Below are 16497 nucleotides of genomic sequence, written 5' to 3'. Positions count from 1 at the left end.
TGTACATTTTCAAGGTATCATCATTACTGCAACTTCCTCTAGCATCCGCTTTAAAGCTACAGGCGAATATTCAAACCAAGGATCGGAGTGAATAACATAGATTTGTTGCTGCTTAATAGCCTCTAACTGTCTGAACCCAACCTCTCTCTGCAAATGATGCCATGTTGCTCGTGACTCATCATCGGGGCAAATAATCGTAAACAGCTTATCTACCTTCAATTTACCTAATTCATCAAAAGTAATCTCAGTATTATATAGACCGGGCTGCTCATAACTAGATTCCGCTCCCAAATCCTGAAATAAAAGATGCTGAATGCCTGTATTACAATAAGCAAAGATTTGCTGCTGATAGATACGTATAACTAGAACTTTAGGTGGTGTAGAGTTCCAGCCTAATCCGCGACGAACGTCTTCCAATCTTGCCCTATACTGCGTGATCCACTGTTTCGCTTCTTCTTGTTTATTTAGTCGGGCAGCAAGTTCAGTTAAGGCTACTAAACAATCTTGCTTATCATCCAGCCAATAGATTGGAAAATGATCCTCTATCCGTTTTACCAGCTCTGACGACAAATCTTTGGGAGAAATAAGAAGATCAATTGGCAAATGCAATAGCTCATTGGGGCTGCAATAATTTTTGTTTTGCGTCAAGGTTACCTTATGCTCGATTTCTTGCGCCCACAAATTATAGTAGTACGGTGTCCATTTTGCACTTAAGGGTGCAGCAAACGGAATGACTCCTGCCGCATGTAAATACCCCATCATGTTCCCAGTTACAACACCGATATGAGATTTTTGCTGGCTGGAATACATCGTTGGCGAGATCCCTTCAACCTTTTTGAACACTCGGCTAAAATAAAACTCATCACTATATCCAACCGCTTCTGCTATAAACTTCAAGCGAACGTCTTGTTTCTGCAATAATTGTTTAGCCTTTTGAATCCGTAGCTGGGTAACATACTCCATTGGACTTTGTATATATTCCTGTTTAAACGCCGAGGAAAAATAACTGGAACTAAGTCCAGAAAGATTAGCTAAATGTGCTAAAGACAAGTGCTTCGTGAAATTCTCTTCTATATATTTTCTAACCTCGCTTAAATCCGTCTTTTGCGATTGTTTTTGCATTCTGTCACCTCTTTACTGCTTATATAAATACACTTAACTCTTTATTCATTCATTAATTGATAATCATTATCAATTATACTTTTGTTTTTGGGGGGTGGCAATGGTTGGGGAATGTTCTATAAAAGTGTGCTCAAAAAAGAAGACGCTCAGGGGACTAATCCCCTCGCGTCTTCTGTGTATAACTATAGGCTGCTGCTGCCCGGAGTAAGTCTTTTATTCCGAATCTACAGCCGGAGCCGGAGCCGGAGCTGCAACCGCTGCTCCATTCTTTTGCAAGTTCTCCTTCACTTGACCTTGCTCTAAAGGCTGAACAGGCGCACCAATCTTAAAGCTATCAATGATTTTCCCTAGTGTAGCTTGGTCAAAGTCTACTTGGGAATACAACTCTACTGTATAGCCATCCTCTTCCCAAATCACAATTCCATTTGCATAATAAACCTTAGTCCCGTTAATTACTTCTGTCTTCACTTCTTCCGTAGTGCTGATCCCATTGTCCCCGCCCTTGGAGATTAGAAAATTCACAGCGTTCTCTCCAGAATTATACTGTACTTCAACCATGCTGGTCCCCTGAAGAACACAATTCACAAACTCATAGTCTCCCATCCAGTCGGGTGCCGGGAAGTTCATGCCAAGTGCTGCACGTGCTTCATCTAGGCTCAACTTAGCTGCAACCGGCAATTCAATGACCGCATTCTCCCCACCTTGGGCATCTTCAGATGGAGTCATTGACTGTGCAGCCGAAGGGATTTCCTTATCGTATTGCGTGATTTCTAGATTTCCCACTTCAAACTTTGCCATGATCGATTGGAACATATCCTGTGCATAGGAGGTTGCAGAGAATGCTCCACCCAGACAAATTACTGCACTGCCAATCACTATTGCATTTCTCCAGCTGCTTTTTTTCATCGTTATCCCGTCCTTTATCTCTGATTGGGGGCTAAGAGCCCCATGGTCCAATTTGTATATCAAGCGGTTATAGATTCTTTCTTTGGCGGTAGTGCTGCCCTGTTCGGCATTCTCAAGCAGTTCTATGGTTTTGCTGAATTTGGTGAGATCATCTTTCTTATTCATTTTTGAACCCTCCTGCCTTTAAAGAAATATGCAGTTTTTTCAAGCTTCTATATACTACGACACCGATATTGGACTCACTAACTCCCATGATCTGTGCAATTTCGGAATTTTTCAGCCCAGCCCCATATTTCATTGCAATGATATTCCGCTCCTTCTCACGCAGCTTGGAGAGCGCCTTGAACAGTGCCTGATTATTATCCTCACGGATCGCCAGCTCCTCAGGAGACGGCTTGGGAAATATAAGTTCCAGCAACGAATCCAGTGAGGTATAGCTTCTTTTCTTCTGCGCCCGAAAATAATCCGTTACAGCGTTTCTTACAATGGCAAACAGCCACACCTCAAAATTGGATTTTTCTTGTGAAAAACTATAATACTTACACATCACAGTCTCAAACACCTGACTGCATATGTCCTCTGCCGCATGGTGGTTATTAATCCGATAACAGATATATTTGTAAACACGTTGGTAGTACGTATCATACATCCGGGTAAATTCCTCTTTGGACATGATAGCTTCACGTGATCTTTCGGTATTCATGTAACGCTCCACTTTACCCTGGATAACCTCCATCTCCACCCTCCTTCCACCTCACCTTCATCGAAAAGCTAAACAAATTGCGCAATTTGTTGTGAAGAAACTTACATATGTTAATACGGAGAAACGAGCGGAGCATTAACAAAATGTTTGATAATTGGGGGGGGTAGGAAAAAACGTGGAATATTGGGGGATTTGTGGTGTTGGGAGTGAGAAGCTACATTAAATAGCGGTTTGGGAAATGGCTTTATGAAGATCAAAAAGGGCTTTTTAAAGATAGTGGTGTTACCTCATATAACTTATAGTTCACCAAATGGAGGATGAGGACCTTTTTCAACATTCATTTGAAAGGTGATTACAGCAACTTCGAGCCGAATTTGTTTGTAGTAAAGGGAAGGAGCTCTATTTTGAAAACGGAGGAATACCATTATACCTTTGCGACATCAGTTATAGAGGAAATGAAGCAACAGAATCCTTACTATTAGGAAAGTGTCTACGGCTTATTGTTATCCCTATATATAGAACTCCTTAGAATTACTCTGGCAGATCTGGAAATAGAGCATAGCCTGAAAGACAATCTCTAAAACTATATGACACCCTTAGCATCGATTTTAGCTGATCTGTGCCACCTAAGTACCTCTCATTTCCAAAGAAAATCCCATGAAATTATGAGAACAGCCCTCTCGATCTCCGAACAAGTTGGATTTCATTCTTTAGCTTCAACTGATGCCTCTCCAAGCTTATGGGGGAGTCATCCAAAGGAGCAGAAAACTGAAGTGCAGTCTGGGAAAGCGTCTATATTGGAGTATAAGGGATGGGTAAAAATATGTCCCGGACACAAAAATAAAGATGCTCTGGGTAGTTTGGTCAAGACCCCATTTAGTAGACATTCAAAAAGACCTAGGGTATAAGCTGACTCCTGTACTCAACAGGAGTCAGCTTATTTAGTTTTCGTTGCGCTCTATCTTCATTATAAAATTGTATATATTTCTCAACTCTTCTTTGTGCCTCACCGATACTTCGTATATCATAAGGATATAGTGTTTCGACTTTCAGATGAGAGAAGAAGCTCTCAATTGAGGCGTTGTCATAACAATTGCCTCGGCGAGACATGCTGATTTGGGCTCCAACCTGTGGCGGCAGCATGTGTGGTATGCATGGGACGTGTACTGGTATCCCTGTGAACGATCAGTCCAGTCACGTCTTTATGCGTTTCAAAGGCCTTTCTAAATGTTTCAAATACAAGTGGATTGTCATTACCTCTGCTGATATGGAACCCGACGATCTCGTTATTCCACAGATCTTTAATCGCTGATAAGTAAATCTTCTCATCAAATACACGATATTGTGTAACGTCCGTTACCCACTTTTGATTAGGTTTATCGGCTTTAAAGTCTCGTTTCAACAGATTTTCAGCGATCCTTCCATCCGAGACTGCCACTTCATAGCTTGTTCTATGAACGTATTTGCGGCGTATAATCGCTTTGATATCAAGCTCCTGCATAAGTCGCAAAACCTTTTTGTGATTCACAATAAGACGATATTGTCGATACAACTCATCCTGTATACGGCGGTATCCTACGGTTCTGCTACGTTGCTCATAAATGGTTTTGATCTTACACTTCAAATCCTCGTCAGCATCCTTATCCTTGCGCTTCAGATAAGCATAGTAACCACTTCTGCTGATCCTCAGATATCTGCAGAGCTCCCTTATGGTTTGCTTATTCTTAAGCTCTTTGATGACAGTATACCTCTCTTTCAACCCTCCTGATTCAAGATTTGTAACCACTTTTTTAGGACATCTACCTCCAATTGCAAACGATGCAGTTCTCGTTCTTGCGCAGTCCCAATCCTTTGAGGATCACCACGTCTACCCTCAAAAGCGGCTTATCCTTTGACCCGATACTTCTTCACCCAGACTCTAACCCTATTCTTATCATGTATCTCTAAGTGTTCTGTAATCTTGCGACAGCACCATCCATCTTCGATAAAAAGCCAAACTGCCTCCGCCTTTAGTGATTCAGGATAATGTTTAAACTTCCGACCTTTCATTGCTGGCATAAAAATGCACCCCCTAGAATTACAGCGGAATTTACCCAGGGGTTTTTCCAATGTCTATTCTAAGGGGTGCACTTCAGTTATTACAAAGCATCTTTATTTTTGCGTTCTCTTATGTTGAACTATATTTATTTGCTGGCGTATTCGCTTTTTCACATCAATCCACATCAACATGCAATGACTTCCACGCACCTATATCAGTGCAACCCTTAATGCAAAAGGTATTTCTACCTATATCACTTCAACTCGAGTAAAATGATTAAATGTGCACTGCATGCGGGAACATGTGCGAGTTGGTTGGATACTATGTCAAGTTCTCCCCATAGACTAGTATATTGACGAAAACTAAATGTTCTTTGCGAAGCAAGCAGCTCCTGCCAATCTTCAATGAACGCCAGCAGTCCTTTCGGAAAGTATGATCTACCTTCACTCGACCTATGCACTGCACCCTCTACGAGTGCACAAAACACATAATCAAACTACTCTCCCTGCAAAAACTACAGCTCATGTAAGCAGTATCTACCTAATTGTATAAACAGTACCGCAATATACCTCAATATTAACTGAATTGGGCCAGTTTTCTCGATGCAGTCCTATCTGACTGTTACCTTATCACAGTAAAAAATTCATTCTTAAATGGTAGAGCTGAGCACTCATACAGTTCTTGAGGAACTATACCTGTAATTAGACCTTTATTCTTTATAAACTTTATAAGATCCAATTCTGTAAGTTTTGTAATCCCATCTTTTTGCAATAGATTTACCACAAGGTCTTCAAATGCCATCTCTGAAGCATTTTCACGAACGATTATACCACGCTGGTATCGCCTGTCACGCACCTGAGGTGCGATAATCTTGAACCCCGTTTCGTATTCATCAACGAGTGATTCTAATAGGAATCCATTCCAATTGTATGGTCCATCAGGAAAAGTATCGAAATTGAAGATACTACTGAGACCAAAATAGCCTGAATCTTCGACCAAACCTCCTATTCGCTTTATTGTTTCATTTAAGAAATCATCAGTTACGCTGAACGTGTCACGGTGAACATAATCATCTTCAGAGATGCGAATAAAGTCTCTTACTATCTCATTAAAAACACTATATAACGTTCCTTCAGCCCATCCCAATGATTTCGCCAACGTGGCATAGGTAGAATAATTTAGAGTTGCATCACATCCGAGAAGTGTCTTCGCAATATTCGCAACAGTAAGATCAGTTACAGGAAAATCCTTTGCTAAAATATGTGGACGCCGGAAACGATACTCTTGTTCGAAGTAATACTCAACGACATAGTAGAGATTTAAGGCATTTTCCATTCTGTTTTTTTCGATTATTTCAGGGTAATTTCGTAACATGCTATCGAACAACAAAGCATCACTTAAATATCCGCTGTGCTTGCTCATCAGCTCTGCGATTAGTTTTTCCAGCACGCTCAGATCATTAGGGTCACATGAAATATTGTCAATGTGATTATAAACATTATAATCCCACTGTATAAGCCTTGGCACACGAGCAATAGCGAATGCTATAACGAAATCATTTAACCCAGGAATAGCTTTTATGACTTCCGATTTGGTCATCGCGCTCCTTTTTGAAATGAGTAACTCGCAAAGTCTATCGTCTGTCCCCTTTCGCTCAGCCCCATTTTTAACCATCAGATCTCTTTCGAAATTGAAATCATCAGGATACAAATATTTCAACATACCATGGAGAAAATGTGCATTTGAAATATTAGTTTCAAGTAGAAATCGCCCTTGAAACTGCGCAAATATCTCATTATAAAAGAAAGATGTCTGAGAACTTTTTTGGATATAATAATAAACTTCATCTAATAATTTGGTACTATATATTACTTTTCCAATCGGACAATACCTTCCTCTACCCGAAAGCACCAAAATAGATGCAACTCTGGCTGTTAATGCACGATTATTTCCTGGTAAATTTAATCCATGATAATTCTTATCCACTATTTTACGAAGGATCCTCATGTCTTCATTATTTTCGTTCGAATCGAGTTTTATATCAAAAGGGAAATACTTGAGGATGGCATCGTAACAAATCAGCGCATAAGACTGATTTCCCTTTATCACATATTCACCATAAAAGTGATATCCTGTCTTAACTAAGTAATTCATGATATCTTCAAAATCTAAAAAGTTTAAATTGCGTCTCAACAATTCGGATTCTATCATTTCAAGGTGGTCGTAAAAATTCATTCCTTGCCCAACAATATCAGCGGCAAATTGCTGTAAAGTGAAATCCAAATCGTTAGGACAAAGCGTTTTACGTACGAACTTATCGGAAAAGCTTAAATATTGCACCTCATTAGATTCCAATAATACATACTTACAACATTCTGCCATTGTCATATCTTTGAACAGCTGCTGCAGCTCGGGAAAAGTAAAGCATCCTTCTCCAGCTTGCATTAAAGTTTCCGCAATCATTTCTGCGCTATCCATAAGACTACGTATTGTTTTTAAAATAATTTGACGAACTCGCTCTCGAGTAACACCAATTTCATTAGCTATTTTTTGCAGGGTGTCCCCTTGGCTCTTCTGAATTAAGCACTTCCGAGAGGTATCTTTTTCATTTGAAAGCTGATTTGAAAAGTGGGTAGTTATAGGGGTCCTTAGGAAAGGTATGACATATTGAATTAAAGAGTATTCATAAGGAGAAACCCCAATTTGACACATATCTTTAATAGTTGTGTACCCATTTTCAATTAAGACTTCTATGCTATCCTTGGACATACCTAAACGATCTAAAAAACAAACAGGAATTGACATATTCTCCATGGGAATATCTTCTAGTAAAGCAGATTCTTGCGTGTCCTCTAAGGGTAACTTTAATACTTCCAAATATGCTTGATATATAACTTCCATCGTGGAGGAACCAATGCCTCTGATCTTAGTGTCCTTGAAAGAAAAGCCTTGAAGTTGAGAAACATTCTCAACCCCTTTGCTTCGGCAGTGACGAATAAAAAGGTCACCTTTTGGTAACTTGTTAAACAGCTGGTCAATTGATATATGTTCCAGCCTCTTTGCAGTGGTAGTATCTTTAATTCTCTCACCTTTAATATATTGCTGATAAATTTCACGAAGGGCCTCAACAGATGATGCACCAAGCCCCTTCAAACTTAATGCTCGGTCAAAATCATCTTCTGAGAGTTGACTCATCCGTATTTTACCTTGTGAAATACAACTATGTAAAAATGATGTGCTACGAGGTACATCAGAATATACAGTAGCGATTAATGCATCTGGTATACATGCAACTGTTCCTTCAGCTATCAATTTCGTATGCTCATAGATTGTTTTTGGCAATTCATCTACATCGCATGCCTTCTTGTTATCAATAACCACTTTCTCTATCTCTTCCGACGTATTAATAGTTAAGCAACTTTGAAATACTGCTTGTACCTCATAAACAAGTTCATTCTTTATTCCTGGTACAAACATTAATTCATTAAAATCAAACAAAATAAGGTCTTCTACATTGAGAATACTTCGCTCCTTGAAAAAGAAAACAACCAGGTCATACTTGTTGTCAGCGTACATTTCTTCGATTTTTAGGGTCATAAGGAATCCTTCCTAACGAGACAAAACTACTTCGTTACTTCACCTATTTTTTTAAGAGTTTTATCATATATAACTTGACTTGATAAGCAATCTAAAATATAAGTTCCACCTAGTAGATTTAAGTACTTAGATAGGGCACCAACAGTATCTGTATTAATTATTAAACCTTCATTACGAGCAGTTAACAATGCAGATATGAATGGCCTGATTATCATAGGATTGTTGGAGGTATTGCGCTCTAAAATATGCATAATATAGTCTGAGTTTTCGCACACAAAACGTGTCAACTCGTAATTATCGTCCCTAGTTTCGTCATAAGTAAGTCGACCGATCCACCAGAGACGGGAAATAGCGTTTCTAGTCAAAGATCGTCGTGCGCCATAACCAAAGAAAAAATGCTGCTGGATGTTGCTAATGGTGCATTTGTTAACTATATCCCAACGGTATTGGGTATATCCCCAAAATGAAGTAAGGCAGAGCCCGGCCCATAACCGCTCATCTGACGCTTGAGAATCAGAAAGAAATTTTAACCGATTATACACTCTCTGTACGTTCTCAAATTCAGTTAGAAAAGGTTTTTCTTGGGACATATCCATTATAAAGTCATCAACCATATATTTTGACTCAATGAAGGGTGAACCCCCAAAATATTCCTTGATCCACCCGTTATCTGGCAAGATAAATTTAGGTATCAGTTGAGATAAATTACTTTTTAAGGCAAGTAAACTGTCGTCTTGCAAGAATACAATTTTCATTCGGTATCCTCCTCATCCTCACTTTTATATCCACTTGAGAGTGCTTGCAGAGCATCTGATATCGGTATATTAATCATTTTTTGGGCGACTTCGAGCATATTGAACTTGGAAAGCTGATCACTTTCAACGTCACATTGAAACTGGTTTGACAACGCTTTTTTTATGGCACGATACCATGAGTATGAACTATACTCATAGCGTTCACTTGGATCACGCCTATTTAATTCTTCCAAAACGTACGTAAGTGCAGGTACTACCACTAGTGAATTTAAAACAGGTTGAATTACTGCTTCATCCTTGATGCTCTTGTAGTTATAATAGTCCCTTTCCGGAAGCTTAATCACAATCTTTTTCTGATCCAGATCAACAATCATTCCCAATGCTGTCTCATCGGCATTTTTAATAATACTGAACACGGATGGTGTGTTAGATAGGTCATTAATATTTTTTTCAATATCGATATTAACCTGCTTACCCACAGCCATTACACAGCCTGCTTCAATGAGAAATTTGAAGCCCCGGTAGTCTTCATGAAAAGAAGAATTCACATAATCAGGTATATCATGAATTGCAACAATAAATGGGCATATCTGCAATCTACCACATATTTTTTTATTGGAAATGATATATGTAAATTCAGAGTTGGACGTTTGTAGTGCTGTTCTAAAACCCGTTTGCGCACATTCAAGGTGATATACAAATTTAACTTTACCTTGGGTGAGATATTTCGTTAATTCGACGTTATTTAAATTTGTCAGAAAATCGATTCGGATATTAAGACCGTCTTTTTTTGGGTCTATGGTTGTGTCAAAACTACTGTTTACATAGTCATCGGAATAATAGGACATAACAGGATACGGGTATAATTTATACCTTATTTCCATACGCTTTAACCTCCATTGAGCAATAATCGTGATAGTCCAAAACCACTTTTAAACGAACCGGTGTGTTTGCCTTAAAAGATATCCCCATAATCTGATTCGTAGAAACGGTAAGTATCGGTTGACCGATCCCCATTGCACTTACAATAGTTGCCTCATAATTCTGTGACTCCGCAGAAAGATATAATTCCAACTTACCATTCTCAGCTGATAAGGTAGGAACAAAGGTAATTGAATATTCACCTGAATCTTTGTTCAAACAGACCACTCGAGCTGTTACAGCATCAATGCTCGATAGTAACTTGTGATGTTCATTAGGATTGGTTTTGTTACCTTTACCCTCTTTTTCGCCGTGACTATTATCATCACCCGTTCTTTCCCCATCACCATGTCCCGAACCAGCATCGAGTCTTTCTTCCTCTATATCTCCATTATCATCATCTGCTATTGTGTCGGTTCCTTTGTTATTTACCTGCGACGGTTTTTTCACGATTACAGTTTTCTCAAATGTTTTAATTGTTTCAGGCAAAGCCTCAGCTTCATGATCCTCCGAAATCATATCGTTCTCTGTTTCATCCGGTAAAAATTCACCTACAATGGGATCGATTTCCTCAGAAGCGTCATCATTCTTCAATTGTTCCAGACAATCTTTAATAAAATTTACGAGATCACGAATAAAATCCCTTGCTATAATTGGATTTAAAGCTCGCTCTGGCTCCCACTTAGTATGTTGTGGATTTTCTAAATTCCGTAGAAAATCATTTATTTTTATGCCTTCAATAAGCATTACACCCGAAAATGGAATGATTCCCGAAATGCTACCACGGTCCATGATCTTCATACCCGTTCTACGAATCATAGCTACTTTCCTATGCATTTCAGGACGAATAATAAGGCCAAGAGAAATTTTCCCATAGTTTTTAAAATCAGTCTCATACCAAACTGTCTCTTCTGATGTAAGCACCTTGTAATAGTTCTCTGCATTTTCAGCAAGGGATGTCTGATATTGCTCAATCAACTCCGAAAGAGTATCCTTGCTTATTATTACATCGTCAACTCGAACAACTAGTGAGCCACGAAATATAGCATAAAGGAATCCATCTAGGATGGAAGCGATAATATCCGTTTTCCAATCGGTGGAGTAGTACTTAAAGCCAGCAATAAAAATATCTGTACCGGTTTGATTCTCACTACGATGAAAAGATGGATCAAGGTTCTGCTGAGTATAGATAGGTAAGTTGTTATCAGCACCACAATATCCAACCCCCACAGTAATTTTATTATCTTCTTTGCGGCGGAAGCTTGTTATTCTTGATACGCCTTGAAAAGCTGTTACACCCTCGGTATCAAGAGTGCTATAAAAAACCGTCCGGAAGTCCGAACAAACAAAGGGTGCAAATTTACCTATACCAAATGAGCCCCCAGACGATCCAGCTTTATCAGAAGCACCAGAGGATTTGGTTAAGTTACACCAAGGTGTGTTGTACTCACCTTTAGAGCCAAGAAGTCCACTTGTATTAAAATCGCTTACTCTTAGGAACGGAACCGTTCCAACTTCAATTGCCTTGATTGCTCGCTCAAAGAAGTCCTGCGCTTTCTTCGAGGATTGCTGACTCCAAAAATCTAAAGAAGCAACGAAAGCTTTTTTCAATGAAGATGCATCAGGTAATTCTTCGGTTTCAAGCGTGAATGACTTAAATTCTACCTCTACTACAGTATTATCAATAGCTGCATCTAGAGAGTTTTGGCAAATCTCCCTTGCAAGTGATTTTAGTGGTGTGCCTTGAAAGGTTTCTACACCTGAATTGCTGATACCATTAATGTCGCCGTGGTTATTTGAAGGAAAAGACCATTTCATGTTTGTTTAACCCCCTAAATTAAACTTTCAACAGATTTTACTAAAGCTTCTCAAAGTTAGATAAGTTATGATTATCATCCAAACATTTTAAACAGGAAACTTTGAGGAGAAACCCTGGTAACTTTGAGGAGAAACCCTGGTAACTTTTTTAAAAGATATTAATAAATTACAATTCAAAAGTAAAAGGACATCAAATTTCCTCAAAAATGCTGTTAGACCAACAATTTTATCCACTTTTTTCGAAAGGATCATTACTTTTAAGCCTTTATGTACAAACTCCGTTATTTACTTCGCCAAATGACTTGACATCTTATTATTCCAAAAAATACATACTAAGTAATTAGGACTGTTTAAAAGGTATTTGCCAACTACTTGTTGTGTTATTTCCAAAACAAGTTCCCAAGGCAATAAGACCTTATACCTAACCATTCGACAAATAGGACTATTATCCTTTCACCTTACAGTCATAAAACATAATAATTCTCTGTCGACTAAATTTTATAGAGAAATAAACATATCGCCATATAAGAAGAGTAGTAACGGGGCACCTATGTTTCAGATGAATAATAATTTACAGAATTACATGTTTGAATATAGTATGCTATTAAAAATCAGAGTATTTATATAAAGAAAGATTGGTGGGATCTATGAGAATAAGTGAAGTATTTCGTTACGGAAGACCCTATAGTGCTGAATACAAAGAGAAAGATGGACTTCAAAATTTTTTTTTATATAACCCATACCATTGGATGTGCTCTTCCTTTATTAGAAAAGGGAATTAATCCAATTGCATCAGTGAAAGCAATCGATGGGAATCGGACTCCAGCGATTTTAATATCCAGCAGTCCTCATAAAATAGGATCTCACTCCACACCATGGCAAGATTTTTTTGATCCTGATAATGGGCATATTAAATATTTTGGTGACAACAAAACTTTAGGGAGATCGCCAGAATCTGCAGAGGGAAATAGTGTATTGCTACGAGCACAAATTGCACACAATTCTCCAGATCAGCTATTAAGAGAACTATCTATTCCTGTTATATTCTTTAAAAGAATTAGATTAAATGGCCGAGCTAAGGGTAATGTTCAGTTCCAGGGTTTCGGTGTGATTGAACGTGTAGAACGTATAATTCAACTAATTTCATCAGGTGAGTCCTTCGTTAATTACTCGTTCGATTTCACTATATTTCATCTTCTTAAAGAAGCAGAGGAATTTAATTGGGAATGGATTAGTATGCGAAGGAATCCTGCTTTTTCTTTAAGTGAGACTCTAAAACTCGCCCCTTCATCATGGAAAACATGGATAAAAGAAGGTCAAAAAAGTCGCGAAAAATGCAGAAGGCGAGTCTCAAAATTGTATGTTACTAAAGCAGAACATCAAAGACCTTTACCAGGCTCTAAGGAACAGAAGGTACTCGAGCAAATTTATGCTTTTTATGATAATCGTAAGTCTCGGTTTGAGCTCTTGGCTGCCAAAGTAGCTTCCAGAATAATGGCATCTAATGGTGGATTTTATAGAGAGGGCTGGATAACTCCATCGAGTGGTGATGGGGGAACTGACTTTGTAGCCAGGTTGGATATCGGTAGTGCTTTTTCTAAAACTAAACTTGTAGTACTTGGGCAAGCTAAATGCCAAGACCCATCAATGCCTACTAGTGGTACACATATCGCTAGGACAGTTGCTAGATTAAGAAGGGGATGGGTTGGTGTATTTGTCACTACTAGTTATTTTTCTGAGCCTGTTCAAAGAGAAGTTATAGAAGATGAATACCCAATTATGCTCATTCATGGATTACGGCTGGCTGAAGAAGTCAATACATTGATCTACGAACAAGGATATAAGGACGTTAATTCGTTGTTGAACGAATTGGACAGTGAATATGATTCCTATGTTCTGTCGAGAAGACCAGAGGAAATACACCTGGACATGTAGAGTGTTGAGATACTACTCGTCTCTTTATGGGGTAGTGTTCTATCTTGTTTGACAAAGTGATCCGATAAAGTTAATTATTTTCGCAACATGAAATCTGTGCACTTCTGACATAATAGGCATTCTATAGACTTTGGATTTTAGAAGCACACACTAAACCACATAAGTAAAATACTACCAATTATCCTCTCTTGTTCTTTGCATACTTTTAAAGTATTCCCTTATTTTAACTACAAATCGATATCCGTACGGGGTCTAGTATTTTTTGAAATGTAACCAAAGTAAGTGGAGAAAAGTCACGACAGGCTGACCAAAGGCATACACGAGAATAGCGTTTAAAATGTAGTCTCTAATTCCAGGCAGTCTAATTAACTTTACAACACAATTATGCTCTTCACAGATTATTTTGCTGCTCTAATTAATCTTGCTGCACGATATTTGAAAATTTTAACCCAATAGGAGCAATGATTGCTTCGAGCGTAGATAAATCAGCCACTGCCATTCGCTCAAATTAGGTATACCTCTTCTATTTTACTTACATGGGTCTGTTAGAGTAGGAACTCGGCAACTAACACATGATGAGGATCTTTTGTATTACGCTAAGGAAATTGATGACGCCGATTCTCGATATATTATGTCAGCAGTTCCCTTTTTAAAAATTTTTTTGTTCATTCTATCACATGAATAATTTTTCCATTATTATTTCTTCACTAAGCGACATAAATAATATTCCAACAATTAATCATTTTTCATTTTTTTCAAAATGAGAAAACACTCAATACCGTCCATTAGAACGGTATTGAGTGTTTAATTAATTTCAATCAAAGAAATATACGCTGTTAATCATAATCAGATGATATTACTTAGCTGCTTCGTAAATTCATCCTTAAACTGTACCCAGCAAGCTTCCTGTTTGGCCCATTGAGTTACGTTTCTATCTCCCGCAGAATCACGCAGGAAAAACAATGCCTTATCAGCAATAATTCTTATAACTTCATCCCATTTATCAGATAATGTTTGACGATTCCATACATCAACTAGATCTATTTTGGTTCCATATATATGATGGAGCATAGATACAGTATAGTAAATTACATTTGCTCTATATCCCTGCAACCTCATAGACTCCACAATATTAGTTACATGACGATTAATAATAGTTCTTGCTATTAATTTTTGATAGACTTCTAGGGTAACTTCATTCAGCGGAATAATCTCATCATTATCATCCTTATCGTATTTCCAGAACTGTTTATTTTGCTCCATAAACCGCTTAAAGGCCTCTTCTCCACCTTTACTTGAAATGTGTGGGAACCCTTCACACGACATATAATGTTTAGCCAAATCAACTTTGGTAAGCGCCTTTTCACTTGGATATTGCTTTTTAAATTCGTTTTGCTCCTTACCACGTTTACGTCTATTTAAATCAACTGCATATTGACCTCTCGCGCGTTCGAAGTACCATTTTCTCTCTGACTTTCTGCCATCGTAGGTCGGGATCCATATATTTCTAGATAACTTTTCTAATTCCGACATAAATCTAGAATTTGCTAACAGATCAGATTTATTGATTTTATTCTGTGTGTTAGCATACTCTGAAATACTTGAAACCATCTCATCTTCAAGAAGTTGATGATCTTTCTCCTGATTGGCTTCAACATGAAGAATTGTCAATTTCGCCTGAACATACACTTCGGATAAATCCAGCTCACTCTTATAAGCCTGATGTATTGATGCAGTCGTCTGTCCGCCATTTACAATTTGCCAGCCAGTCAGCCCTTTGACACGGTAAAGATTAATACTATCATTTATTTTTTCGATGTCACCTGAACGTGCTACACTAGAAATACCATTGTTATAACTTACAAACATTCGTCTTTCATTAGGATCTTTAAGAGTTTTTAGGATCCCTTTGTTGGTACCGCCCTTAGCCTGCAAGTAAGATCGTACATTTCGTTCAACCAGCTTTGAACCCCATTGGTCATATGCTTTAGCAAGTAATTGTGCAGGTATGAATCCTACATAACATGTAAAATAATTCTTTACTCCTTCATGCTGAACATTAGGCACATACATCATCTCAAATGAATGTCCCAAATCCTTCTCGAAGTCAATATGAATCGTTTGGACTCCTTGTTCGGCCAAAATGATCTGGAGTATACGATCTATATCCCACACTTGAACATTAACTGTTTCTATTCCAGGAATCGAAAGCTCTATTGGTTTATTAGAATTATAGATCATATTGGTCAATATAAATATATTCACTTCATCTATAACACTTATATTTTCTGAAATAAGTACAGCTAATTCTCGCGCTTGAAGAGAATGATCGATTGTATGAGATAAGATTTTAGCATTCGTAATAAAACGCTTAGCCTGATTGGCTAGTTCTGTCATCATCGTCATATTTATCGTGAGTAACTGTTGCTCGTTTTGATCAAAATTATAATCAGCTATATATAAGTCAAGAACGTTCTGACTTTCGTCATAAAAGTAAGCATTCACAGCAATTTTTTTTTGAGTATCTATATATGGAGGAATTAATATATCAGGATCATCATTCCTTTCCATATACTGAAGCATTTTTTCAAGAAAAGGAACTCGATATACCCCTGTTTGTGTCGCTTTTTCTTCTACTTCTTCAAGGAATCCTTTCAGGAATTCACTTCGCTGTCTATTCTCTAACATCTCAATAATCCCCC

12 protein-coding genes are annotated in these 16497 nt (G+C 38.1%); 1 reads left to right on the top strand and 11 read right to left on the bottom strand.

Annotated elements, in window-relative coordinates:
- Positions 1-9 precede the first annotated feature (9 nt).
- The 10 genes from NYE58_RS04025 to NYE58_RS03985 form a co-directional block, all read right to left on the bottom strand.
- On the bottom strand, positions 10-1122 hold the full coding sequence (locus tag NYE58_RS04025) for a helix-turn-helix domain-containing protein (RefSeq protein WP_341001160.1): 1113 nt from the start codon (positions 1120-1122) through the stop codon (positions 10-12).
- Positions 1123-1335: 213 nt separating this feature from the next.
- Positions 1336-2193 carry a hypothetical protein gene (locus NYE58_RS04020; RefSeq protein ID WP_341001159.1) on the bottom strand — a complete coding sequence of 286 codons (858 nt, stop codon included), beginning with the start codon at positions 2191-2193 and terminating at the stop codon, positions 1336-1338.
- Complete coding sequence (locus NYE58_RS04015) at positions 2186-2764, bottom strand: sigma-70 family RNA polymerase sigma factor (protein WP_081383426.1); 579 nt, start codon at positions 2762-2764, stop codon at positions 2186-2188. The genes NYE58_RS04020 and NYE58_RS04015 overlap by 8 nt, the downstream gene beginning before the upstream one ends.
- An 864-nt stretch (positions 2765-3628) precedes the next feature.
- A complete protein-coding gene (locus tag NYE58_RS37420) occupies positions 3629-3841 on the bottom strand; it encodes an IS3 family transposase (RefSeq protein ID WP_445671751.1) in 213 nt (70 codons plus the stop codon).
- Positions 3816-4490 carry an IS3 family transposase gene (locus NYE58_RS04010; RefSeq protein WP_341001157.1) on the bottom strand — a complete coding sequence of 225 codons (675 nt, stop codon included), beginning with the start codon at positions 4488-4490 and terminating at the stop codon, positions 3816-3818. The genes NYE58_RS37420 and NYE58_RS04010 overlap by 26 nt, the downstream gene beginning before the upstream one ends.
- A 125-nt stretch (positions 4491-4615) precedes the next feature.
- Positions 4616-4789 carry a transposase gene (locus NYE58_RS04005; protein ID WP_341001154.1) on the bottom strand — a complete coding sequence of 58 codons (174 nt, stop codon included), beginning with the start codon at positions 4787-4789 and terminating at the stop codon, positions 4616-4618.
- 601 nt (positions 4790-5390) lie between these two features.
- A complete protein-coding gene (locus NYE58_RS04000; RefSeq protein ID WP_341001153.1) occupies positions 5391-8366 on the bottom strand; it encodes a hypothetical protein in 2976 nt (991 codons plus the stop codon).
- A 26-nt stretch (positions 8367-8392) separates the two neighbouring features.
- Positions 8393-9121 (bottom strand): DUF6339 family protein, encoded by a 729-nt coding sequence (locus tag NYE58_RS03995; protein ID WP_341001152.1) that lies wholly within the window; start codon positions 9119-9121, stop codon positions 8393-8395.
- Positions 9118-10005, bottom strand: a complete 888-nt coding sequence (locus tag NYE58_RS03990; protein ID WP_341001151.1) for a hypothetical protein — start codon at positions 10003-10005, stop codon at positions 9118-9120. Before NYE58_RS03990 ends, NYE58_RS03995 begins: the two co-directional genes overlap by 4 nt.
- Positions 9989-11860 carry a hypothetical protein gene (locus NYE58_RS03985; protein ID WP_341001150.1) on the bottom strand — a complete coding sequence of 624 codons (1872 nt, stop codon included), beginning with the start codon at positions 11858-11860 and terminating at the stop codon, positions 9989-9991. The genes NYE58_RS03990 and NYE58_RS03985 overlap by 17 nt, the downstream gene beginning before the upstream one ends.
- Before the next feature lie 687 nt (positions 11861-12547).
- Between NYE58_RS03985 and NYE58_RS03980 the strand changes: the two genes are divergently transcribed.
- The gene (locus NYE58_RS03980; protein ID WP_341001149.1) at positions 12548-13795 is read left to right on the top strand and encodes a restriction endonuclease; all 1248 of its coding nucleotides are present in this window, start codon (positions 12548-12550) and stop codon (positions 13793-13795) included.
- Between the two features lie 846 nt (positions 13796-14641).
- Here the strand turns inward: NYE58_RS03980 and NYE58_RS03975 are convergent.
- A complete protein-coding gene (locus NYE58_RS03975) occupies positions 14642-16483 on the bottom strand; it encodes an AIPR family protein (RefSeq protein ID WP_341001148.1) in 1842 nt (613 codons plus the stop codon).
- Positions 16484-16497: the final 14 nt, after the last annotated feature.

It is taken from the genome of Paenibacillus sp. FSL L8-0708 (assembly GCF_038009325.1).
GTDB classification, from domain to species: domain Bacteria; phylum Bacillota; class Bacilli; order Paenibacillales; family Paenibacillaceae; genus Paenibacillus_AQ; species Paenibacillus_AQ odorifer.
Note: the sequence above shows the minus strand (reverse complement) of the source record. Positions and strands in the feature narration are given on the sequence as shown.

Excerpts from the sequence above, each read along its gene's own strand:
- NYE58_RS04005 (WP_341001154.1), bottom strand. The coding sequence starts at position 4,789 with ATGCCAGCAATGAAAGGTCGGAAGTTTAAACATTATCCTGAATCACTA.
- NYE58_RS04025 (WP_341001160.1), bottom strand. The coding sequence starts at position 1,122 with ATGCAAAAACAATCGCAAAAGACGGATTTAAGCGAGGTTAGAAAATAT.
- NYE58_RS04015 (WP_081383426.1), bottom strand. The coding sequence starts at position 2,764 with ATGGAGGTTATCCAGGGTAAAGTGGAGCGTTACATGAATACCGAAAGA.
- NYE58_RS37420 (WP_445671751.1), bottom strand. The coding sequence starts at position 3,841 with ATGTCTCGCCGAGGCAATTGTTATGACAACGCCTCAATTGAGAGCTTC.
- NYE58_RS04000 (WP_341001153.1), bottom strand. The coding sequence starts at position 8,366 with ATGACCCTAAAAATCGAAGAAATGTACGCTGACAACAAGTATGACCTG.
- NYE58_RS03990 (WP_341001151.1), bottom strand. The coding sequence starts at position 10,005 with ATGGAAATAAGGTATAAATTATACCCGTATCCTGTTATGTCCTATTAT.
- NYE58_RS03975 (WP_341001148.1), bottom strand. The coding sequence starts at position 16,483 with ATGTTAGAGAATAGACAGCGAAGTGAATTCCTGAAAGGATTCCTTGAA.
- NYE58_RS03995 (WP_341001152.1), bottom strand. The coding sequence starts at position 9,121 with ATGAAAATTGTATTCTTGCAAGACGACAGTTTACTTGCCTTAAAAAGT.
- NYE58_RS04020 (WP_341001159.1), bottom strand. The coding sequence starts at position 2,193 with ATGAATAAGAAAGATGATCTCACCAAATTCAGCAAAACCATAGAACTG.
- NYE58_RS03985 (WP_341001150.1), bottom strand. The coding sequence starts at position 11,860 with ATGAAATGGTCTTTTCCTTCAAATAACCACGGCGACATTAATGGTATC.